This window comes from Escherichia sp. 20412-1, from assembly GCF_003027595.1.
GTDB classification, from domain to species: Bacteria; Pseudomonadota; Gammaproteobacteria; order Enterobacterales; family Enterobacteriaceae; genus Escherichia; species Escherichia marmotae.
Map to the genome: position 1 here is coordinate 39,518 of NZ_PYQM01000002.1, position 22,164 is coordinate 61,681.

Below are 22,164 nucleotides of genomic sequence, written 5' to 3' on the forward strand. Positions count from 1 at the left end.
GGTTTTAGCGAATAATAAATTGCGTTACTTTGTCAGTCTTTCACATTAAAAAAAAGGAAGGCAGAGGTGGGGCAGCGAATACCTGTAACGCTTGGTAATATTGCGCCGTTGTCGCTAAGGCCGTTCCAGCCCGGGCGTATTGCGCTGGTGTGCGAAGGCGGTGGGCAACGCGGAATCTTCACGGCTGGCGTGCTGGATGAGTTTATGCGCGCGCAGTTTAATCCTTTCGATCTTTATTTTGGCACGTCTGCCGGGGCGCAGAACCTTTCGGCGTATATTTGTAACCAGCCTGGTTACGCCCGCAAAGTCATCATGCGCTATACCACAAAACGCGAATTTTTCGATCCAGTGCGTTTTGTGCGTGGCGGAAATCTTATCGATCTGGACTGGCTGATAGAGGCGACGGCCAGTCAGATGCCGTTGCAGATGGATACCGCCGCGCGGCTGTTTGAGAGCGGCAAATCGTTTTATATGTGTGCCTGTCGTCAGGACGATTACACGCCGAACTACTTTTTGCCGACCAAACAAAACTGGCTGGATTTGATTCGCGCCTCAAGTGCGATTCCTGGTTTTTATCGCACCGGAGTTTCACTTGATGGAATTAACTATTTTGATGGTGGCGTCAGCGATGCGATCCCGGTTAAGGAAGCGGCAAGACAAGGAGCGAAAACGCTGGTGGTGATCCGCACTGTGCCGTCGCAAATGTATTACACACCGCAGTGGTTTAAACGCATGGAACGCTGGCTGGGCGACAGTAGCCTGCAACCGCTGGTGAATTTGGTGCAGCACCATGAAACCAGTTATCGTGACATCCAGCAATTTATTGAAAAACCACCGGGCAAGCTGCGGATATTCGAAATTTATCCGCCGAAGCCGCTGCATAGTATCGCCCTGGGAAGTCGGCTTCCGGCGCTGCGCGATGACTATAAACTCGGGCGTTTGTGCGGTCGTTATTTTCTGGCAACCGTCGGTAAAATGCTAACCGAAAAAGCGCCGCTTACCCGCCATCTGGTGCCCGCGGCGACGCCTGAATCGATCGTCATTCCGCCTGCGCCAGTCGCCAACGATACGCTGGTTGCTGGGGTGAGTGACGCTCCGCAGGCGAATGACCCGACATTTAATAATGAGGATCTGGCTTGATTTGCCGTTTTATCGATACCCACTGTCATTTTGATTTTCCGCCGTTTCGTGGCGATGAAGAGTCCAGCCTGCAACGCGCGGCACAAGCGGGCGTAGGCAAGATCATTGTTCCGGCAACCGAGGCGGCAAACTTTGCCCGCGTGTTGGCGCTGGCGGAAAATTATCAACCGCTGTACGCCGCGTTAGGGCTACACCCAGGGATGTTGGATCAACACACCGATGAGTCGCTGGAACAGTTACAGCAGGCGCTGGAAAGACGTCCCGCAAAGGTGGTGGCAGTGGGGGAGATCGGTCTGGATCTCTTTGGCGATGATCCACAATTCGATCACCAACAGTGGTTGCTCGACGAACAACTGAAACTGGCGAAACGCTATGATCTGCCGGTGATCCTCCATTCGCGCCGTACTCATGACAAACTGGCGATGCACCTTAAACGCCACGATTTGCCACGCACTGGCGTAGTCCACGGTTTTTCCGGCAGCCTGCAACAGGCCGAACGGTTTGTACAATTGAACTACAAAATCGGTGTAGGCGGCACCATCACTTATCCACGCGCCAGTAAAACTCGCGATGTAATAGCGAAACTGCCACTGGCGTCGTTGTTACTGGAAACCGACGCGCCGGATATGCCGCTCAACGGTTTTCAGGGGCAGCCCAACCGCCCGGAACAGGCCGCCCGGGTGTTTGCCGTGCTGTGCGAGTTACGTCCGGAAGCAGAAGATGAGATTGCTGAAGCGTTGCGTAATAACACATATGCGATGTTTAACGTGCCGTAGGACGGGTAAGGCGTTCACGCCGTATCTGGCAGTTGGCGCACAATGCCGGATGCGACGCTGACGCGTCTTGTCATGCCTACTGGCCTGTGCCACCGGCATGTCACAAATACAGCGCCGGAAATATCAATCGACTCACCTCACGCTCCTTTAACGCGCCAGCCAACTGCTCAACATCTTCCGGCGTGGCGCTCGGCCAGTTTTGCGCTTCTCCATACACACCGTGCGCATGAAACGCGTTCAGCCGTACAGGAACGTCACCAAGTTGCCTGATAAACGCTGCCAATTCATCAATATGCTGCAAATAATCCACCTGATTGGGGATTACCAGCAAACGCAGTTCCGCCAGCTTACCGCGCTCTGCAAGCAAACAGATGCTGTGCTTAATCTGTTGATTATCGCGTCCGGTTAACTGTTGATGGCAGGCGCTATCCCACGCTTTAAGATCGAGCATCGCGCCGTCGCACACCGGGAGTAATTTTTCCCAGCCGGTTTCGCTCAACATGCCGTTGCTGTCCACCAGACAGGTAAGGTGGTGCAGTTGTGGATCGCTTTTGATGGCAGTAAACAGTGCCACCACAAACGGGAGCTGGGTCGTGGCTTCGCCGCCGCTCACCGTTATCCCTTCGATAAACAGCACCACTTTGCGGATATGACTAAGCACTTCGTCCACATTCATCGATTGTGCCATCGGTGTGGCGTGTTGTGGGCACATCTTCAGGCAGGTATCGCACTGCTCACAGACCGCAACGCTCCACACCACTTTGCTGTCGACAATCTGCAACGCCTGATGTGGACACTGCGGCACGCACTCCCCGCAATCATTACAGCGCCCCATCGTCCACGGATTGTGGCAATTTTTGCAGCGCAGATTACAGCCCTGTAAAAACAGAGCCAGACGACTGCCTGGCCCGTCAACGCAGGAGAAGGGGATGATCTTACTGACTAAAGCGCATCTGCTGTTCATGGCTTATCACGCGCGGTTGGCGTTCCAGAATACGAGTGTTACGTGCAGCTTCTTCGCCCAGCCATGTGGTGTTGGTACGTGAGCCTTCGGCGCGATATTTTTCTAAATCTGACAAACGCACCATATAACCGGTAACACGAACCAAATCGTTACCGCTGACGTTGGCAGTAAATTCGCGCATTCCGGCTTTAAAGGCACCGAGGCAAAGCTGCACCAATGCCTGCGGATTACGCTTGATGGTTTCGTCGAGCGTCAGAATGTCGCTGATCCCGGAGTAGTAATATGCATGATGTGGAGCGACGGTTTGCAGATGGGTGATCGGATCTGGCTCATCGCCATACGGCAAGCGCGCCCCCGGTGTGGTGCCAACATCAGAACTGATCCCCGACTGTGCGTGTAACATGGCGCGTTTTTGCCAGCCATATTTTACGGGAGTATTGGCGACAAACTCCGCCAGTTGCGCGCTGATGCGATAACCCACTTCATTTGCGGCGGCTTCTTTACCGTAGCGCGCGGCAATCCCTTCTTTCTCGCACAGCAAGTTAACCGCTTCTGCCAGCCCGTACATGCCAAACATCGGCACAAAACGTTCAGGATCAATCAACCCTTCTTTCACCAGGAAGCTATTCTCAAAGAAGTGTGATTGTTGATAGAGGAATTCACACCGCGCATCGATGATGGCGATCTGCTGCTGGCAGTAGTGCGGTAGAGTGCGCGTAAAAAAGTCATCCAGCGACTCACTACGTTCAGCAATGGCCTTCAGGTTAAGGCGCACCAGCGTGCTGCCACCACCGGCCAGCGGCAGTGAGTTGTAGCAGCTCACAATCCCGTAGCCCCCTTTTGTGAAAATTTTATCATGTGCCGGACCATTGGCGATGTGCGGTTTGCTACATTCACAGATGTTCTTCGCCACTTCCAGCAGCAGGTCATCAGGAGTGATTTCGGGATCGTAGATAAAGGTCAGATTCGGTGAAACCTGCTTCAACTCGGCATCTGCGCGCAGTATTGCACGAGTGATGGGGGAATCGAACGGGCCGATATTGGCGTGCATAAAGGCGTCTGGCAGGGTTCTGTCGAGATAACGCCAGAAACGTTTTATTCGAATATCAATCTCGTCCTGTGTTAGAATTTTCACATATGGTTGCAACAACGCATCCAATTGCCCAAGGTAGACCGGCATCGATGTGACTGACGGGACATGGTGATAAAGAATGGTCAGCAGGGAGAGCGCATCATCAAGATCTTTGGCGCCTTCCAGCTCCAGCCATTCAGAACCGTTGGCCAGAAAACGGGCGTAATCGGGTAAGACATAGCGCGGTTTGTACGGCGCATGACCTTCAAACATATCGCAGATTATACCTTCATCCAGCGCACGGCGGGCTTCGGCAGGCAGCTCCGGGTAAGGCAGATTGTTTTCTGCTTCCAGCGCCAGAAAATGGCGCTTCTGCTCCGGGCTAAGTACCGGGCTGGTGACAATTTGCTGGCAACGTTGTTGCAGTGCAATTTCATGAGAAGTGGGCATCTTCTTTTCCTTTTATGCCGAAGGTGATGCGCCATTGTAAGAAGTTTCGTGATGTTCACTTTGATCCTGATGCGTTTGCCGCCACTGACGCATTCATTTGAAAGTGAATTATTTGAACCAGATCGCATTACCGTAATGCAAATTTGTAAGTAGATTTTCTTAATTGTGATGTATATCGAAGTGCGTTGCGAAGTCGATGTTAGAATACTAACAAACTCGCAAGGTGAATTTTATTGGCGACAAGCCAGGAGAATGAAATGACTGATCTGAAAGCAAGCAGCCTGCGTGCACTGAAATTGATGGACCTGACTACCCTGAATGACGACGACACCGACGAGAAAGTGATCGCCCTGTGTCATCAGGCCAAAACTCCGGTCGGCAATACCGCCGCTATCTGTATCTATCCTCGCTTTATCCCAATTGCTCGCAAAACGCTGAAAGAGCAGGGTACCCCGGAAATCCGTATTGCTACGGTAACCAACTTCCCACACGGTAACGACGACATCGAAATCGCACTGGCAGAAACCCGTGCGGCAATTGCTTACGGTGCCGATGAAGTTGACGTGGTGTTCCCGTACCGCGCGCTGATGGCGGGTAACGAGCAGGTTGGTTTTGACCTGGTGAAAGCCTGTAAAGAGGCTTGCGCAGCGGCGAATGTGCTGCTGAAAGTGATCATCGAAACCGGTGAACTGAAAGACGAAGCGCTGATCCGCAAAGCGTCTGAAATCTCCATTAAAGCGGGTGCTGACTTCATCAAAACCTCTACCGGTAAAGTGGCAGTGAACGCGACGCCGGAAAGCGCGCGCATCATGATGGAAGTGATCCGTGATATGGGCGTAGAGAAAACCGTTGGTTTCAAACCGGCGGGCGGCGTGCGTACTGCGGAAGATGCGCAGAAATATCTCGCGATTGCCGATGAACTGTTCGGTGCTGACTGGGCAGATGCGCGTCACTATCGCTTTGGCGCTTCCAGCCTGCTGGCAAGCCTGCTGAAAGCGCTGGGGCACGGCGACGGTAAGAGCGCCAGCAGCTACTAAGCTGCCTTGTGCCAGAGGGTGGATGCCGGATGCCCCTGTAGGCCTGATAAGACGCGCCAGCGTCGCATCAGGCTGTCAGCAGTGATGCCGGATGCGGCGTGAACGCCTTATCCGGCCTACGGGGCGAGTGCCATGCAGGCTTGATAAGAAGCTGCCAGCATCAGGCAATAACAACATCCGCCATCTGGCAACAACGCCTTCAAACTTATTCCACGGGAGGTTACCTTGTTTCTCGCACAAGAAATTATTCGTAAAAAACGTGATGGTCATGCGCTGAGCGATGAAGAAATTCGTTTCTTTATCAACGGCATTCGCGACAACACTATCTCCGAAGGGCAGATTGCCGCCCTCGCGATGACCATTTTCTTCCACGATATGACAATGCCGGAGCGTGTCTCGCTGACCATGGCGATGCGAGATTCAGGAACCGTTCTCGACTGGAAAAGCCTGCATCTGAATGGCCCGATTGTTGATAAACACTCCACCGGTGGCGTCGGTGATGTCACTTCGCTGATGCTTGGGCCAATGGTCGCTGCCTGCGGCGGCTACATTCCGATGATCTCCGGTCGTGGCCTCGGTCATACTGGCGGCACGCTCGACAAACTGGAGTCAATCCTTGGCTTTGATATCTTCCCGGATGACAACCGTTTCCGCGAAATCATTAAAGATGTTGGCGTAGCAATTATCGGCCAGACCAGCTCACTGGCTCCGGCGGATAAACGTTTCTACGCGACCCGCGACATTACCGCTACTGTTGACTCAATCCCGCTGATCACTGCCTCGATCCTGGCGAAGAAACTGGCGGAAGGTCTGGACGCACTGGTGATGGACGTGAAAGTGGGTAGCGGCGCGTTTATGCCGACCTATGAACTCTCTGAAGCCCTTGCCGAAGCGATTGTTGGCGTGGCAAATGGCGCAGGCGTACGCACCACCGCGCTGCTGACCGACATGAACCAGGTGCTGGCATCCAGCGCTGGTAACGCGGTCGAAGTGCGTGAAGCGGTACAGTTCCTGACAGGTGAATACCGTAACCCGCGACTGTTTGACGTCACAATGGCGCTGTGCGTGGAGATGCTTACCTCCGGCAAACTGGCGAAAGATGATGCCGAAGCGCGCGCGAAATTGCAGGCTGTGCTGGACAACGGTAAAGCGGCAGAAGTCTTCGGACGTATGGTAGCGGCACAAAAAGGCCCGACCGACTTCGTTGAGAACTACGCGAAGTATCTGCCGACAGCGATGCTGACGAAAGCAGTCTATGCTGATACCGAAGGTTTTGTCAGTGAAATGGATACCCGTGCGCTGGGGATGGCAGTGGTTTCGATGGGCGGTGGTCGCCGTCAGGCATCTGACACCATTGATTACAGCGTCGGCTTTACTGATATGGCGCGTCTGGGCGACCAGGTTGACGGTCAGCGCCCACTGGCGGTGATCCACGCGAAAGACGAAACCACCTGGCAGGAAGCGGCGAAAGCGGTGAAAGCGGCAATTAAACTTGCCGATAAAGCCCCGGAAAGCACTCCAACTGTCTATCGTCGTATCAGTGAATAACGGTATACTGATCTGATCATTTAAATTTGAAGCACTGAGTACGGAGAACATATGAAACGTGCATTTATTATGGTGCTGGACTCATTCGGCATCGGCGCTACAGAAGATGCAGAACGCTTTGGTGACGTCGGGGCTGACACCCTGGGTCATATCGCAGAAGCTTGTGCCAAAGGCGAAGCTGACCACGGTCGTAAAGGTCCGCTCAATCTGCCAAATCTGACCCGTCTGGGGCTGGCGAAAGCACACGAAGGTTCTACCGGTTTCATTCCGGCAGGAATGGACGGCAACGCTGAAGTTATTGGCGCGTATGCATGGGCGCACGAAATGTCATCCGGTAAAGATACCCCGTCGGGGCACTGGGAAATCGCCGGTGTACCGGTTCTGTTTGAGTGGGGATACTTCTCCGATCACGAAAACAGCTTCCCGCAAGAACTGCTGGATAAACTGGTTGAACGCGCTAACCTGCCGGGTTACCTCGGTAACTGCCACTCTTCTGGTACGGTCATTCTGGATCAACTGGGCGAAGAGCACATGAAAACCGGCAAGCCGATTTTCTATACCTCCGCTGACTCAGTGTTCCAGATTGCCTGCCACGAAGAAACGTTTGGTCTGGATAAACTCTACGAACTGTGCGAAATCGCCCGTGAAGAGCTGACCAACGGCGGCTACAACATCGGTCGCGTTATTGCCCGTCCGTTTATCGGTGACAAAGCCGGTAACTTCCAGCGTACTGGCAACCGCCACGACCTGGCAGTTGAACCGCCAGCACCGACCGTGCTGCAAAAACTGGTTGATGAAAAACACGGCCAGGTGGTTTCGGTCGGTAAAATTGCAGACATCTATGCCAACTGCGGTATCACCAAAAAAGTGAAAGCGACCGGCCTGGACGCGCTGTTTGACGCCACCATCAAAGAGATGAAAGACGCGGGTGATAACACCATCGTCTTCACCAACTTCGTTGACTTCGACTCTTCCTGGGGCCACCGTCGCGACGTCGCCGGTTATGCTGCGGGTCTGGAACTGTTCGACCGCCGTCTGCCGGAGCTGATGTCTTTGCTGCGCGATGACGATATTCTGATTCTCACTGCTGACCACGGTTGTGATCCGACCTGGACCGGTACTGACCACACGCGTGAACACATTCCGGTACTGGTTTACGGCCCGAAAGTGAAACCGGGTTCGCTGGGGCACCGCGAAACCTTCGCAGATATCGGTCAGACTCTGGCAAAATATTTTGGTACTTCTGATATGGAATATGGCAAAGCCATGTTCTGATGGATTTGGGCGGAGCAGCGGCTCCGCCCTTGATATTGTCACAAAAAGGATAAAATAATGGCTACCCCACACATTAATGCAGAAATGGGCGATTTCGCTGACGTAGTTTTGATGCCAGGCGACCCACTGCGTGCGAAGTATATTGCTGAAAATTTCCTTGAAGATGTCCGTGAAGTGAACAACGTTCGCGGCATGCTGGGCTTCACCGGTACTTACAAAGGCCGCAAAATTTCCGTAATGGGACACGGTATGGGTATCCCGTCCTGCTCCATCTACACCAAAGAACTGATCACCGATTTCGGCGTGAAGAAAATTATCCGCGTAGGTTCCTGTGGTGCAGTTCTGCCGCACGTAAAACTGCGTGATGTAGTTATCGGTATGGGTGCCTGCACCGATTCCAAAGTTAACCGCATCCGTTTTAAAGACCATGATTTTGCAGCTATCGCTGATTTCGACATGGTGCGTAACGCAGTAGACGCAGCTAAAGCACTGGGCGTTGATGCACGTGTTGGTAACCTGTTCTCCGCTGACCTGTTCTACTCTCCGGACGGCGAAATGTTCGACGTGATGGAAAAATACGGCATCCTCGGCGTGGAAATGGAAGCGGCTGGTATCTACGGTGTGGCTGCAGAATTTGGTGCGAAAGCACTGGCTATCTGCACCGTGTCTGACCACATCCGCACTCACGAGCAGACCACTGCCGAAGAGCGTCAGACCACCTTCAACGACATGATCAAAATCGCACTGGAATCTGTTCTTCTGGGCGATAAAGAGTAATTGTGTTTCGCCTGAAAGGCGATTGTCATGTTAAGCCGGAACGGGAGACCGCTCCGGTTTTTTAGTATCTATTCATCAATAGCAACTGATTTATAGATTTACTATTATTTTTCATATGGATAGAAAATAAAATCCATTCAAGTATCTATTCACGAATCTATTCATTTATGTTCAGCCGTCATCCAGGAAGGGCATATCAGTAACTCTGGTGGACAACCATAAATTCCTGCCATTTTGCTTTTGATGTTTGAGCTAAGCCGTTCCGTCTTTTCGATTCGTTTTAGAGTATTAATCGAGATACCTAACATTTTACTTACTTCAGCAAGCGATAATTTATGCCTGATACGCACGGCGGCTAGCCAGGAAATACGCTGGCTGAACATTAAGTTGATAATCTCCCGTTCCTGTTTTTTCAGATCGATCATATTTCCTTCCCTGGATATTTTAATCAGCGAGTTACCTTACCGCCCCTGCCATCCACGCTGACAACTCCCGTAGCTCTTTTTCCTGTTCCGGGAAGTCAACCAGCAGCGCTTCGCACTCCTGTTGCAGCATATCCGCGCGGTACAGACAGCCTTGCAGTCGCCCGGCGAGGGCTTCCAGCGGCGCGGGGTTGAGGCTGTCGGTAAACACCTGGGCGCGGGTGATATGGCCTTTTTCAACGTCGAAATGCAGTTCCACGCCGCCCCAGGTAAAGCGTTCATCCAGCAGATGCGAGAATGCCGGAGCCTGACCGAAGTTCCACTCCCAGCTACTCTGGCGGGCAAAGGTTTCGATGAAGTTTGGCAAGTCTGGCGTTTTGTCCGGGGAGATGATTTCCGCTGCTACGCGCTCGCCATAATGGGCGAAAAAGGCCTCGGTTATGGCCTCGCAAACATGCTCATGGGTAATTCCCGGTAGCAATTCGGTCAGATTGGTCACGCGGGAACGTACCGATGTGATGCCTTTCGCCGCCAGTTTCTTTTTATCCGGGTTAAGGTAGTTTGCCAGGCGACTCAGGTCGGCATTGAGCAGCAAAGTGCCGTGGTGGAAGCCGCGATCTTTGGTTTCGCGATAGGCCGAGCCAGAGACTTTACGGTCTCCCTCGGTTGTTTTCACCACCAGATCGTTACGTCCGGAGGCTTCGGCGCTGACGCCGAGCGCGTTCAGTGCATTGAGTACAATTGACGTAGAGATGGTTTTATCGTACTCCGGCTTGCCAGCCATAAAGGTAAAGCAGGTATTACCGAGATCGTGGAACACCGCGCCGCCGCCACTACTGCGCCGCGCCAGGCGGACATTATCTTCTTCCATCCGCCGGGTATTACACTCTTTCCACGGGTTTTGTGCGCGGCCAATCACTACCGTGTCGGCGTTACGCCAGAGAAACAGAACGCGCTGCGTGGCGGGCATCTGGCGAAAAATACACTCTTCCACCGCCAGGTTAAACCACGGGTCGTAAGAGTCAGAGATAAGCAGGCGTAATGTATTCATAACGATTTCCTTTCTTGTTGTAATGGGTCACTCTTTTTTCTCGCCTTCTTCCTCTTCCGGCACCGGTTTGCTGGCGGTTAGCAGGAAGGGCGATTGTTGCCAGCGGGTGCGTTTACCCTGTAATAGCGTGCGGGTCAGCACCACGCCGATTGCCAGCGAGAGCAGCAGCATCAGGCGTAAAATGTTGGTGGTGTTATCCACCTGTTTGGCTTCGGTGGCGAGTGTGTGGGTGTCGAGCGTCAGGCGCAGATAGCCGAGCGGACCATTTTTCCCCGCAATGGGTTCGACAATTTGCTGGTTAAAATAGCCACCTGCTTTTTTACCGTCGAGTGCCAGACGGTCGCGTACTTCTACGCTTTCGCCTGCGCGGGCAATAAGATCGCCTTGTTCGTCATATACGCCTGCGTCAAGGATGCGGCTTTCATCTGTTAACTGGTTGAGTATTGACTGAATGCGCTTTTCATCCGGCGAGTCGGTACGCATCAGCGGCGCAACGTTCAGCGTCACCTGACGTGCCAGGGTGCGGGCCAGCTCTTCAAGCTGCGGATTACGCTGGCGCTGGTGGTTTTGACTGAACCAGGAAGCACCTTGCATCAACGCGACCAACAAAGCGAGACAGAACAGGACAATCACTGCCCGATGCAGCCGGAATTTTAGTTTTGTGCGAGCCATATTCCACCCGTTGAAAATTTGAGACTTAATGTTGCCAGAAGCAATGGATACAAGGTAGCCTCATGCGTTATTTTCCCTGCTTCGAACGATTTTACAGGAGCCTTAATGCCTAACATTACCTGGTGCGACCTGCCTGAAGATGTCTCTTTATGGCCAGGTCTGCCTCTTTCATTAAGTGGTGATGAAGTGATGCCACTGGATTACCACGCAGGTCGTAGCGGCTGGCTGCTGTATGGTCGTGGGCTGGATAAACAACGACTGACCCAGTATCAGAGCAAACTGGGCGCGGCGATGGTGATTGTTGCCGCCTGGTGCGTGGAAGATTATCAGGTGATTCGTCTGGCAGGTTCGCTCACCGCGCGTGCTACGCGCCTGGCCCATGAAGCACAACTGGATGTCGCGCCACTGGGGAAAATTCCACATTTGCGTACGCCGGGGCTGCTGGTAATGGACATGGACTCTACAGCCATCCAGATTGAATGTATTGATGAGATCGCCAAACTGGCCGGGACAGGTGAGATGGTGGCGGAAGTGACCGAACGGGCGATGCGCGGAGAACTCGATTTTACCGCCAGCCTGCGTAGCCGCGTGGCGACGCTGAAAGGCGCTGATGCGAACATTTTGCTTCAGGTACGGGAAAATCTGCCGTTGATGCCAGGCTTAACGCAACTGGTGCTGAAGCTGGAAACGCTGGGCTGGAAAGTGGCAATTGCCTCCGGTGGCTTTACCTTCTTTGCCGAATATCTGCGTGACAAACTGCGACTCACTGCCGTGGTAGCCAATGAACTGGAGATCATGGACGGTAAATTTACCGGCAATGTGATCGGTGACATCGTCGATGCACAGTACAAAGCGAAAACCCTGACCCGTCTGGCGCAGGAGTATGAAATCCCACTGGCGCAGACCGTGGCGATTGGCGATGGTGCCAACGACCTGCCGATGATCAAAGCGGCAGGGCTGGGGATTGCCTACCATGCCAAACCAAAAGTGAATGAAAAGACGGAAGTCACCATCCGTCACGCTGATCTGATGGGAGTGTTCTGCATCCTCTCTGGCAGCCTGAATCAGAAGTAATTGCCCGCCCGTCATCCTGCGGGCGGCACAGCATTAACGAGGTACACCGTGGCAAAAGCTCCAAAACGCGCCTTTGTTTGTAATGAATGCGGGGCCGATTATCCGCGCTGGCAGGGGCAGTGCAGTGCCTGTCATGCCTGGAACACCATCACCGAGGTGCGTCTTGCTGCGTCGCCAACGGTGGCGCGTAACGAGCGTCTCAGTGGCTATGCCGGTAGCGCCGGGGTGGCAAAAGTCCAGAAACTCTCCGATATCAGCCTTGAAGAGCTGCCGCGTTTTTCAACCGGATTTAAAGAGTTTGACCGCGTATTAGGCGGCGGCGTGGTGCCGGGAAGCGCCATTCTGATTGGCGGTAACCCAGGTGCCGGGAAATCCACGCTGTTGCTGCAAACGCTGTGCAAACTGGCCCAGCAGATGAAAACGCTGTATGTCACCGGCGAAGAGTCGCTGCAACAGGTGGCAATGCGCGCTCATCGCCTTGGCCTGCCGACTGACAATCTCAATATGTTGTCGGAAACCAGCATCGAGCAGATCTGCCTGATTGCCGAAGAAGAGCAACCGAAGCTGATGGTAATTGACTCCATCCAGGTGATGCATATGGCGGATGTACAGTCATCGCCTGGCAGCGTGGCGCAGGTGCGTGAAACGGCAGCTTACCTGACGCGCTTCGCCAAAACGCGCGGGGTGGCAATCGTCATGGTTGGTCACGTAACCAAAGATGGTTCGCTGGCTGGCCCTAAAGTGCTGGAACACTGTATTGACTGTTCGGTGCTGCTGGACGGCGATGCTGATTCCCGTTTTCGCACCTTACGCAGCCATAAAAACCGCTTCGGCGCGGTAAATGAGTTGGGCGTATTCGCGATGACTGAACAGGGGCTACGCGAAGTCAGCAACCCTTCAGCAATCTTCTTAAGTCGTGGCGATGAAGTGACGTCCGGCAGTTCAGTGATGGTTGTGTGGGAAGGAACGCGTCCGCTGCTGGTGGAGATTCAGGCGCTGGTCGATCACTCGATGATGGCGAATCCACGCCGCGTGGCGGTGGGGCTGGAACAAAACCGTCTGGCAATCCTGCTGGCGGTGCTGCACCGTCACGGTGGTCTGCAAATGGCCGATCAGGATGTGTTTGTAAACGTGGTCGGCGGCGTGAAGGTGACTGAAACCAGCGCCGACTTAGCGTTACTGCTGGCGATGGTTTCCAGCCTGCGTGACAGACCGCTGCCGCAGGATCTGGTTGTGTTTGGTGAAGTTGGGCTGGCAGGAGAGATCCGCCCGGTGCCCAGCGGTCAGGAGCGAATTTCAGAAGCGGCGAAACACGGCTTTCGGCGGGCGATTGTACCGGCGGCCAACGTACCGAAAAAAGTGCCGGAAGGGATGCAGATTTTTGGCGTTAAAAAACTCTCCGACGCGCTTAGCGTGTTCGACGACTTATAATGAGAGATACGGAGGGAGATATGTCGTCATTTGATTACCTGAAAACTGCCATCAAGCAACAGGGCTGCACGCTACAGCAGGTGGCCGATGCCAGCGGTATGACCAAAGGGTATTTAAGCCAGTTACTGAATGCCAAAATTAAAAGCCCCAGCGCGCAAAAGCTGGAGGCGTTGCACCGTTTCCTCGGGTTGGAATTTCCCCGGCAGAAGAAAACCATCGGTGTCGTATTCGGTAAATTTTATCCGCTACATACCGGACATATCTATCTTATCCAGCGTGCCTGTAGTCAGGTTGATGAGCTGCATATCATTATGGGGTTTGACGACACCCGTGACCGCGCGTTGTTTGAAGATAGCGCCATGTCGCAGCAACCAACGGTGCCGGATCGTCTGCGCTGGTTATTGCAAACTTTTAAATATCAGAAAAATATCCGCATTCATTCCTTCAATGAAGAGGGCATGGAACCGTATCCGCACGGATGGGATGTGTGGAGCAACGGCATCAAAAAGTTTATGGCCGAAAAGGGCATTCAGCCGGATCTGATCTACACCTCGGAAGAAGCCGACGCGCCGCAGTATATGGAACATCTGGGGATCGAAACGGTGCTGATCGATCCGAAACGCACCTTTATGAGTATCAGTGGTGCGCAGATCCGCGAAAACCCGTTCCGCTACTGGGAATATATTCCTACCGAAGTGAAGCCGTTCTTTGTGCGTACTGTAGCGATCCTCGGTGGCGAGTCGAGCGGTAAATCCACTCTGGTAAATAAACTCGCTAACATTTTCAACACCACCAGTGCGTGGGAGTTTGGTCGTGATTATGTTTTTTCGCATCTTGGCGGTGACGAGATTGCGTTACAGTATTCTGACTACGATAAAATCGCGCTGGGACACGCACAATATATTGATTTTGCAGTAAAATACGCCAATAAAGTGGCGTTTATCGACACCGATTTTGTCACTACTCAGGCGTTCTGCAAAAAGTACGAAGGGCGTGAGCATCCGTTCGTGCAGGCGCTGATTGATGAATACCGTTTTGATCTGGTGATCCTGCTTGAGAATAACACCCCGTGGGTGGCGGATGGTTTACGTAGCCTTGGCAGTTCGGTGGATCGCAAAGAGTTCCAGAACCTGCTGGTGGAGATGCTCGAAGAGAACAATATCGAATTCGTGCGGGTCGAAGAGGACGATTACGACAGCCGTTTCCTGCGTTGTGTGGAGCTGGTGCGGGAGATGATGGGGGAGCAGGGATAAGACCCAATGCCTGATGAGACGCTTACCGCGTCTTATCAGGCCTGGAGTTTCACAACGTATTGAAATCGCTGTGTTTGTAGGCCGGATAAGGCGTTCACGCCGCACCCGGCATTTTACGCATTACTTCGCAATACGCTTGTACTTGATACGCTTCGGCTCCAGCGCGTCTGCGCCCAGCGTGCGTTTCTTGTACTCTTCGTACTCGGTAAAGTTACCTTCGAAGAACTCAACCTTACCTTCATCCTGGTAATCCAGAATGTGCGTGGCAATACGGTCGAGGAACCAACGGTCGTGCGAGATAACCATCGCGCAGCCAGGGAACTCCAGCAGGGCGTTTTCCAGCGCGCGCAGGGTTTCGATATCCAGATCGTTGGTCGGTTCGTCGAGCAGCAACATATTGCCGCCAACCTGCAGCAGCTTCGCCAGATGCAGACGACCACGCTCACCGCCGGAGAGTTCGCCAACACGTTTACCCTGATCAACCCCTTTAAAGTTAAAGCGGCCAACGTAGGCGCGGCTTGGCATCTCGGTGTTACCGATCTTCATGATATCCAGCCCGCCGGAAACTTCTTCCCAAACGGTTTTGCTGTTATCCATTGAGTCACGGAACTGATCAACCGACGCCAGTTTCACCGTTTCACCTAAAGTGATGGTGCCGCTGTCCGGCTGTTCCTGACCGGAGATCATGCGGAACAGGGTCGATTTACCCGCGCCGTTCGGCCCGATGATCCCGACGATCGCCCCTTTCGGGATCGAGAAGGTCAGATCATCAATCAGCAGGCGATCGCCGTAGGATTTACGCAGATTGCTGACTTCTAACACTTTATCGCCCAGACGTGGTCCAGGTGGAATAAACAGTTCGTTGGTTTCGTTACGTTTCTGGTATTCGGTGCTGTTCAGCTCTTCAAAGCGTGCCAGACGTGCTTTACCTTTCGACTGACGGCCTTTCGTGCCCTGACGTACCCACTCCAGCTCTTTTTCAATCGACTTACGACGCGCCGCTTCTTGCGAGGCTTCCTGCGCCAGACGCTGATCTTTTTGCTCCAGCCAGGAGGAGTAGTTACCTTCCCACGGAATACCTTCACCGCGGTCAAGTTCGAGGATCCAGCCCGCGACGTTATCGAGGAAGTAACGGTCGTGGGTAATCGCCACAACGGTCCCTTCGAAGTCATGCAGGAAGCGTTCCAGCCACGCTACGGATTCCGCATCCAGGTGGTTGGTCGGTTCGTCGAGCAGCAGCATGTCTGGTTTTTCCAGCAGCAGGCGGCACAACGCTACGCGACGACGCTCACCACCGGAGAGGTTAGCAATTTTCGCGTCCCAGTCCGGCAGACGCAGCGCATCCGCCGCACGCTCCAACTGAACATTCAGGTTGTGACCGTCGTGAGCCTGGATGATCTCTTCCAGACGGCCTTGCTCTGCGGCCAGCTTGTCAAAGTCTGCATCTGGATCGGCGTACAGCGCATACACTTCGTCCAGACGTTTCAGGGCATTAACTACTTCGGAAACCGCTTCTTCAACGGACTCACGTACAGTGTGTTCCGGGTTTAGCTGCGGTTCCTGCGGCAGATAGCCAATCTTGATATCTGGTTGTGGACGCGCTTCACCTTCGATGTCTTTATCAATGCCCGCCATAATGCGTAGCAGGGTAGACTTACCCGCGCCGTTCAGACCCAGAACGCCGATTTTTGCCCCGGGGAAGAAACTCAGAGAGATGTTTTTCAAAATATGACGTTTCGGCGGAACAACTTTGCCGACACGATGCATGGTATAAACGAATTGAGCCACGTTGGACTTCGCCTCTATGTTTATCGTGATGATGAGTTTTCAAAGGCGAAGTGTAGCCTGTTTCCCTGCCTAATCCCAGCCGGTCGATCACCCTCTCAGTAAAAGTAAAAAAGTGTCCATAACGTGGCGGAAACGGCAATGACTGGTTAGCATAAATCTATTACGCGGCATGACGCTGCATTGATGTATTTACACTTAGAGGAAGCGCTTGTGGAAAAAGCCAAACACGTTACCTGGCGGCTGTTGGCTGCCGGTGTCTGTCTGCTGACGGTCAGCAGCGTGGCGCGAGCCGACTCACTGGATGAGCAGCGTAGCCGCTACGCGCAAATCAAGCAGGCCTGGGATAATCGACAAATGGATGTGGTTGAGCAGATGATGCCATCCCTGAAGGATTATCCTCTTTATCCCTACCTGGAATACCGCCAGATTACCGATGACCTGATGAATCAACCGGCGGTCACGGTCACTAACTTTGTTCGCGCTAACCCCACGCTTCCTCCGGCTCGCACGCTGCAATCTCGTTTCGTCAATGAACTGGCGCGACGTGAAGACTGGCGCGGCCTGTTAGCTTTTAGTCCGGAAAAGCCAGGCACAACCGAAGCGCAATGTAATTACTACTATGCAAAATGGAATACCGGGCAGAGCGAAGAAGCCTGGCAGGGGGCGAAAGAGCTGTGGCTGACAGGAAAGAGCCAGCCTAACGCTTGTGACAAGTTATTTAGCGTCTGGCGCGCGTCCGGCAAACAAGATCCGCGGGCGTATTTAGAGCGTATCCGCCTGGCGATGAAGGCGGGTAATACCGGCCTGGTGACGGTGCTGGCAGGGCAGATGCCCGCCGATTACCAGACTATTTCTACGGCAATTATTTCACTGGCAAACAATCCCAATACGGTGCTGACTTTTGCACGAACGACCGGCGCGACTGATTTTACCCGTCAGATGGCCGCGGTGGCGTTTGCCAGTGTGGCGCGGCAGGATGTAGAAAACGCACGATTGATGATCCCTTCACTTGCCCAGGCACAACAGCTTAATGAAGATCAGATTCAGGAGCTACGTGATATCGTTGCCTGGCGTTTGATGGGCAACGATGTCACCGACGAACAGGCGAAGTGGCGTGATGATGCAATTATGCGTTCGCAATCCACGTCGTTGATTGAACGCCGTATAAGGATGGCGCTTGGCACCGGCGACCGTTCGGGGCTGAATACATGGCTGGCGCGCTTGCCGATGGAAGCGAAAGAGAAAGATGAATGGCGCTACTGGCAGGCGGATTTGCTGCTGGAACGTGGGCGTGAAGCTGAAGCAAAAGAGATTTTGCATCAACTCATGCAACAGCGTGGCTTCTACCCAATGGTTGCTGCGCAGCGCATAGGCGAAGAGTATCAACTGAAGATTGATAAAGTGCCGCAGAACGTCGATAGCGCCCTGACTCAGGGGGCGGAAATGGCGCGCGTGCGCGAGTTGATGTACTGGAACCTCGATAATACCGCCCGTAGCGAGTGGGCCAATCTGGTGAAGAGCAAGTCGAAAGCAGAGCAAGCGCAACTGGCGCGTTATGCTTTTAACAACCACTGGTGGGATCTCAGCGTTCAGGCGACGATTGCCGGGAAACTTTGGGATCATCTGGAAGAACGATTCCCACTGGCCTATAACGATCTCTTCGCACGTTACACTAACGACAAAGATATCCCGCAAAGCTATGCAATGGCGATTGCCCGTCAGGAGAGCGCCTGGAATCCGAAAGTGAAATCACCGGTAGGGGCCAGCGGGCTGATGCAGATTATGCCTGGTACGGCGACTCATACGGTGAAGATGTTCTCTATTCCTGGTTACAGCAGCCCGGCACAATTGCTTGATCCGGAAACGAACATCAACATTGGCACCAGCTATCTGCAATATGTTTATCAACAGTTCGGCAATAACCGTATTTTCTCATCCGCAGCATACAACGCCGGGCCGGGGCGGGTGCGCACCTGGCTTGGTAACAGCGCCGGGCGTATCGATGCGGTGGCATTTGTCGAGAGTATCCCATTCTCCGAGACGCGTGGTTATGTGAAGAACGTATTGGCTTATGACGCGTACTATCGCTATTTCATGGGCGATAAACCGACGTTGATGAGCGCCACGGAATGGGGGCGTCGTTACTGAACTGATCTGCACGTTTATGATATGCTATCGTACTCTTTAGCGAGTACAACCGGGGGAGGCATCAGGCTTCCCCCGCTAACAATGGCGACACACTATGGCCCAACAATCACCCTATTCAGCAGCGATGGCAGAACAGCGTCACCAGGAGTGGTTACGTTTTGTCGACCTGCTTAAGAATGCCTACGAAAACGATCTCCATTTACCGTTGTTAAACCTGATGCTGACGCCGGATGAGCGCGAAGCGTTAGGGACTCGTGTGCGTATTGTCGAAGAGTTGTTGCGCGGTGAAATGAGTCAGCGCGAGTTAAAAAATGAACTCGGTGCGGGCATCGCGACGATTACGCGTGGATCTAACAGCCTGAAAGCGGCACCCGTCGAGCTACGTCAGTGGCTGGAAGGCGTGTTGCTGAAAAGCGATTGATTTTGTAGGCCTGATAAGACGCATCAGCGTCGCATCAGGCATCGTGCACCGAATGCCGGATGCGGCGTGAACGCCTTATCCGTCCTGCAATGGCTGATACACGGCATTATGAAACGGACTTAGCGCCAGGATCACCGCCTGGTGATAGACACTGGCGCGGGTGAGTTTCCCGGCGGTAAACACGCCGATCGCCCCTTCTTTACGACCAATCTCATCAATGCCGGTATAGCGCGACATTACTGGCCCAAGCGCCTCGCCCTCACGCACTTTTTCCAGAATCACCTCAGGCAACGGCAAGGTTGCCGAACGTGCTTCACCACGCTGGCTGGCGTTTTCAATTACCACCCAACTGAAGGTGCTGTCACCATCTATACCCGCTTCAATGGCCACCCAAAAATCAGCCTCTGGACGTAAACGGCGGGCATTTGCTACCCGATTTCGTGCGCCAGCGCGCGTTTCCTCACTACCAAAAGGCTGTTCCGGTACGCCGCTCTCGACGACAACGGATTCAATATGGCAGGATCCTTCGTCGAAGATCTCGTGAAATGCCTGCAAAATGGCCTGAATCTTAGCGGGGTTAGTGGTCGCACAGACAACATGGTGCATAATCAGGATTACTCAAAAAATTAACGTTAAAGCAGTATACGGAAAAAAAGCATGTTACAGGTATACCTTGTCCGCCACGGCGAAACGCAGTGGAACGCCGAGCGGCGTATTCAGGGCCAGTCTGACAGCCCGCTAACCGCAAAAGGTGAGCAACAGGCAATGCAGGTGGCGAACCGTGCCAAAGAACTTGGCATCACCCACATTATCAGTAGCGATTTAGGTCGCACCCGGCGTACAGCGGAAATCATCGCCCAGGCTTGCGGTTGTGACATCATCCTTGATCCCCGCCTGCGTGAGTTAAATATGGGGGTGCTGGAAAAAAGACATATTGATTCTCTGACCGAAGAAGAAGAGAACTGGCGTCGCCAGTTAGTGAATGGCACCGTTGACGGGCGTATTCCTGAAGGCGAGTCAATGCAGGAACTGAGCGATCGCGTCAATGCCGCACTGGAATCTTGTCGGGATTTACCGCAGGGAAGTCGACCGCTGCTGGTGAGTCACGGTATCGCGCTGGGGTGTCTGGTGAGTACCATTCTGGGCTTACCGGCGTGGGCAGAACGCCGTTTACGCCTGCGTAACTGTTCTATTTCGCGCGTGGATTACCAGGAAAGCCTGTGGCTGGCGTCTGGCTGGGTTGTTGAAACTGCAGGGGACATCTCGCATCTGGACGCCCCTGCATTAGATGAGTTACAGCGTTAACGACGCACTGGAATCAGCAGTTCGCAGCGCAGATTAATTGGGCGATCTCCCGCTTTGGCATCTTCTGCCGGGTAGTATCGCTCAATATCCTGACCTTTACGGCGTGTCAGGTTGAGCATTGGCATGCATGTTCCGTATACCGTCAGGATAAACTCCTGCACGCCTGTTCCCAGACCTTCGTAGGTAAACATCACATATTCGCCGCCTTGCAACATCACTGGATGCCCGGTTAATACATAGCCGTCAGCCTGATCCTGGGCTAACGCAGTGGTGTAGAACACCTCTTGTTCGTCGTCTTTATCCTGGCTTGGGCGCGTTTCATTCAGACCGTAAAGTACTGGCGGAATAGAAGGCGAGTTGCCGAGAAAATCATGCCAGAACTGGTAGCGCATTTCGTGGCGGAAATCAGAGATTTGCTCCAGCGAGCAGGAGTAGCTCTGGGTAACACCAATCAGCGGCGTATCTTCCAGGGTGACAAATTTGTGTTCTGGCATAGTGAATTCACCCAGACGTAGCGGTGGGCGAATGCCAAAAGCACTCCATTCCGGGGAACGACGGTACAGCGCAGGTGTTTGAGCAAATTGCTTTTTAAATGCGCGGGTAAATGTCTGTTGAGAGTCGAAGCGGTACTGCAGCGCAATATCCAGAATCGGGCGCGCGGTCAGGCGTAGTGCTACCGCTGATTTCGACAAACGACGAGCACGAATATACGCGCCAATAGCATGGCCAGTGACATCTTTAAACATTCTCTGTAAGTGCCACTTGGAATAACCTGCTTTCGCCGCTACATTGTCGAGCGACAGGGGCTGATCCAGATGACCTTCCAGCCAGATTAAAAGGTCGCGAATAATGCCGGCCTGATCCATAAAATTTCCTCATCCTTTCAACAACGAGCACCTGACATCAGGTAATTGGATAATAGCATTTTTTGTTGTTTTAGCATTCAGTGTTTTTTTCTTAGTAGAGTATGTTTCAGGTCTTTACGGGAATAAAAGTATTGAGATTTTGTTCTTAATCAATATGTTATTTACCGTGACGAACTAATTGCTTAATGTAACTTATAAAAATGGTAACAATATGAAATACAAGCATTTGATCCTATCTTTAAGCCTGATAATGCTGGGGCCGTTGGCACATGCGGAAGAAATTGGTTCGGTTGATACCGTATTTAAAATGATCGGCCCGGATCACAAAATTGTCGTAGAAGCCTTCGACGATCCCGATGTAAAAAATGTCACCTGCTATGTGAGCCGGGCGAAAACGGGCGGTATTAAAGGCGGATTGGGGCTGGCGGAAGATACTTCCGACGCGGCTATTTCCTGCCAGCAAGTCGGACCGATTGAACTGTCAGAACGCATTAAAAACGGCAAAGCCCAGGGCGAAGTGGTATTCAAGAAACGTACATCGCTGGTCTTTAAGTCGTTACAGGTCGTGCGCTTCTATGATGCCAAACGCAATGCGCTCGCCTATCTGGCTTACTCCGACAAAGTTGTCGATGGTTCACCGAAAAATGCCATCAGCGCCGTCCCTGTCATGCCGTGGCGACAATAACAGAGGCGA

The 22,164-nt window shown here is 53.1% G+C and carries 21 protein-coding genes; 13 read left to right on the forward strand and 8 right to left on the reverse strand.

Annotated features, from left to right (window positions below):
• Nucleotides 1-66 precede the first annotated feature (66 nt).
• Nucleotides 67-1,140, forward strand: coding sequence for a patatin-like phospholipase family protein (locus C7B16_RS01895; RefSeq protein WP_000531526.1), 1,074 nt, complete (start codon nt 67-69; stop codon nt 1,138-1,140).
• Nucleotides 1,137-1,916: a metal-dependent hydrolase gene (locus C7B16_RS01900; RefSeq protein WP_000563020.1), complete on the forward strand. Its 780-nt coding sequence runs from the start codon at nt 1,137-1,139 to the stop codon at nt 1,914-1,916. Before C7B16_RS01895 ends, C7B16_RS01900 begins: the two co-directional genes overlap by 4 nt.
• Before the next feature lie 100 nt (nt 1,917-2,016).
• Here the strand turns inward: C7B16_RS01900 and C7B16_RS01905 are convergent, their stop codons facing one another.
• Both C7B16_RS01905 and C7B16_RS01910 read right to left on the reverse strand, forming a co-directional pair.
• Nucleotides 2,017-2,880, reverse strand: coding sequence for a YjjW family glycine radical enzyme activase (locus C7B16_RS01905; protein ID WP_107179300.1), 864 nt, complete (start codon nt 2,878-2,880; stop codon nt 2,017-2,019).
• Complete coding sequence (locus C7B16_RS01910; RefSeq protein WP_105268056.1) at nt 2,852-4,402, reverse strand: YjjI family glycine radical enzyme; 1,551 nt, start codon at nt 4,400-4,402, stop codon at nt 2,852-2,854. Before C7B16_RS01910 ends, C7B16_RS01905 begins: the two co-directional genes overlap by 29 nt.
• Nucleotides 4,403-4,659: 257 nt before the next feature.
• Between C7B16_RS01910 and deoC the strand changes: the two genes are divergently transcribed.
• From deoC to deoD, 4 genes are all read left to right on the forward strand, one after another.
• Nucleotides 4,660-5,439, forward strand: coding sequence for a deoxyribose-phosphate aldolase (gene deoC, locus C7B16_RS01915; RefSeq protein ID WP_001295412.1), 780 nt, complete (start codon nt 4,660-4,662; stop codon nt 5,437-5,439).
• Nucleotides 5,440-5,664: 225 nt separating this feature from the next.
• Nucleotides 5,665-6,987, forward strand: a complete 1,323-nt coding sequence (deoA, locus tag C7B16_RS01920) for a thymidine phosphorylase (RefSeq protein WP_107179301.1) — start codon at nt 5,665-5,667, stop codon at nt 6,985-6,987.
• A 51-nt stretch (nt 6,988-7,038) separates the two neighbouring features.
• Nucleotides 7,039-8,262, forward strand: coding sequence for a phosphopentomutase (deoB, locus tag C7B16_RS01925; protein ID WP_107179302.1), 1,224 nt, complete (start codon nt 7,039-7,041; stop codon nt 8,260-8,262).
• Nucleotides 8,263-8,319: 57 nt separating this feature from the next.
• Nucleotides 8,320-9,039, forward strand: a complete 720-nt coding sequence (gene deoD / locus C7B16_RS01930; protein ID WP_000224873.1) for a purine-nucleoside phosphorylase — start codon at nt 8,320-8,322, stop codon at nt 9,037-9,039.
• 161 nt (nt 9,040-9,200) lie between these two features.
• Here the strand turns inward: deoD and C7B16_RS01935 are convergent, their stop codons facing one another.
• The 3 genes from C7B16_RS01935 to C7B16_RS01945 are packed head-to-tail and all read right to left on the reverse strand — an operon-like array spanning nt 9,201 to nt 11,184.
• On the reverse strand, nt 9,201-9,464 hold the full coding sequence (locus tag C7B16_RS01935; RefSeq protein WP_107179303.1) for a helix-turn-helix domain-containing protein: 264 nt from the start codon (nt 9,462-9,464) through the stop codon (nt 9,201-9,203).
• 31 nt (nt 9,465-9,495) lie between these two features.
• Nucleotides 9,496-10,512 (reverse strand): lipoate--protein ligase LplA, encoded by a 1,017-nt coding sequence (gene lplA / locus C7B16_RS01940; RefSeq protein ID WP_001094692.1) that lies wholly within the window; start codon nt 10,510-10,512, stop codon nt 9,496-9,498.
• Nucleotides 10,513-10,539: 27 nt separating this feature from the next.
• Nucleotides 10,540-11,184, reverse strand: a complete 645-nt coding sequence (locus C7B16_RS01945; RefSeq protein WP_000124620.1) for a YtjB family periplasmic protein — start codon at nt 11,182-11,184, stop codon at nt 10,540-10,542.
• A 105-nt stretch (nt 11,185-11,289) separates the two neighbouring features.
• On the opposite strand from C7B16_RS01945, the gene serB reads away from it, so the two are divergent.
• Genes serB through nadR form a run of 3 tightly spaced genes read left to right on the forward strand, consistent with a single transcriptional unit; the run spans nt 11,290 to nt 14,942 of the window.
• Entirely contained in the window at nt 11,290-12,258 is a 969-nt protein-coding gene (gene serB, locus C7B16_RS01950; protein ID WP_001132950.1) for a phosphoserine phosphatase, read from the forward strand.
• Nucleotides 12,259-12,306: 48 nt separating this feature from the next.
• Nucleotides 12,307-13,689 carry a DNA repair protein RadA gene (gene radA, locus C7B16_RS01955; RefSeq protein ID WP_001029699.1) on the forward strand — a complete coding sequence of 461 codons (1,383 nt, stop codon included), beginning with the start codon at nt 12,307-12,309 and terminating at the stop codon, nt 13,687-13,689.
• A 20-nt stretch (nt 13,690-13,709) separates the two neighbouring features.
• Entirely contained in the window at nt 13,710-14,942 is a 1,233-nt protein-coding gene (nadR, locus tag C7B16_RS01960) for a multifunctional transcriptional regulator/nicotinamide-nucleotide adenylyltransferase/ribosylnicotinamide kinase NadR (protein WP_000093824.1), read from the forward strand.
• Between the two features lie 120 nt (nt 14,943-15,062).
• On the opposite strand, the gene ettA is transcribed toward nadR, so the two are convergent.
• Entirely contained in the window at nt 15,063-16,730 is a 1,668-nt protein-coding gene (ettA, locus tag C7B16_RS01965) for an energy-dependent translational throttle protein EttA (RefSeq protein ID WP_000046765.1), read from the reverse strand.
• Between the two features lie 210 nt (nt 16,731-16,940).
• Between ettA and sltY the strand changes: the two genes are divergently transcribed.
• Nucleotides 16,941-18,878: a murein transglycosylase gene (gene sltY / locus C7B16_RS01975; protein WP_000409422.1), complete on the forward strand. Its 1,938-nt coding sequence runs from the start codon at nt 16,941-16,943 to the stop codon at nt 18,876-18,878.
• 94 nt (nt 18,879-18,972) lie between these two features.
• Nucleotides 18,973-19,299 (forward strand): trp operon repressor, encoded by a 327-nt coding sequence (trpR, locus tag C7B16_RS01980; RefSeq protein WP_000068671.1) that lies wholly within the window; start codon nt 18,973-18,975, stop codon nt 19,297-19,299.
• 75 nt (nt 19,300-19,374) lie between these two features.
• On the opposite strand, the gene yjjX is transcribed toward trpR, so the two are convergent.
• On the reverse strand, nt 19,375-19,905 hold the full coding sequence (yjjX, locus tag C7B16_RS01985; RefSeq protein WP_000546619.1) for an inosine/xanthosine triphosphatase: 531 nt from the start codon (nt 19,903-19,905) through the stop codon (nt 19,375-19,377).
• A 51-nt stretch (nt 19,906-19,956) separates the two neighbouring features.
• Here yjjX and gpmB point away from each other — a divergent pair, with 51 nt between their 5' ends.
• Complete coding sequence (gpmB, locus tag C7B16_RS01990; protein ID WP_016249587.1) at nt 19,957-20,604, forward strand: 2,3-diphosphoglycerate-dependent phosphoglycerate mutase GpmB; 648 nt, start codon at nt 19,957-19,959, stop codon at nt 20,602-20,604.
• Here gpmB and robA read toward each other — a convergent pair.
• Complete coding sequence (robA, locus tag C7B16_RS01995) at nt 20,601-21,470, reverse strand: MDR efflux pump AcrAB transcriptional activator RobA (protein ID WP_000371670.1); 870 nt, start codon at nt 21,468-21,470, stop codon at nt 20,601-20,603. The two genes, gpmB and robA, sit on opposite strands and share 4 nt — an antisense overlap.
• Nucleotides 21,471-21,681: 211 nt before the next feature.
• Between robA and creA the strand changes: the two genes are divergently transcribed.
• Complete coding sequence (gene creA, locus C7B16_RS02000) at nt 21,682-22,155, forward strand: protein CreA (RefSeq protein WP_000875488.1); 474 nt, start codon at nt 21,682-21,684, stop codon at nt 22,153-22,155.
• The last annotated feature ends 9 nt before the right edge of the window (nt 22,156-22,164 follow it).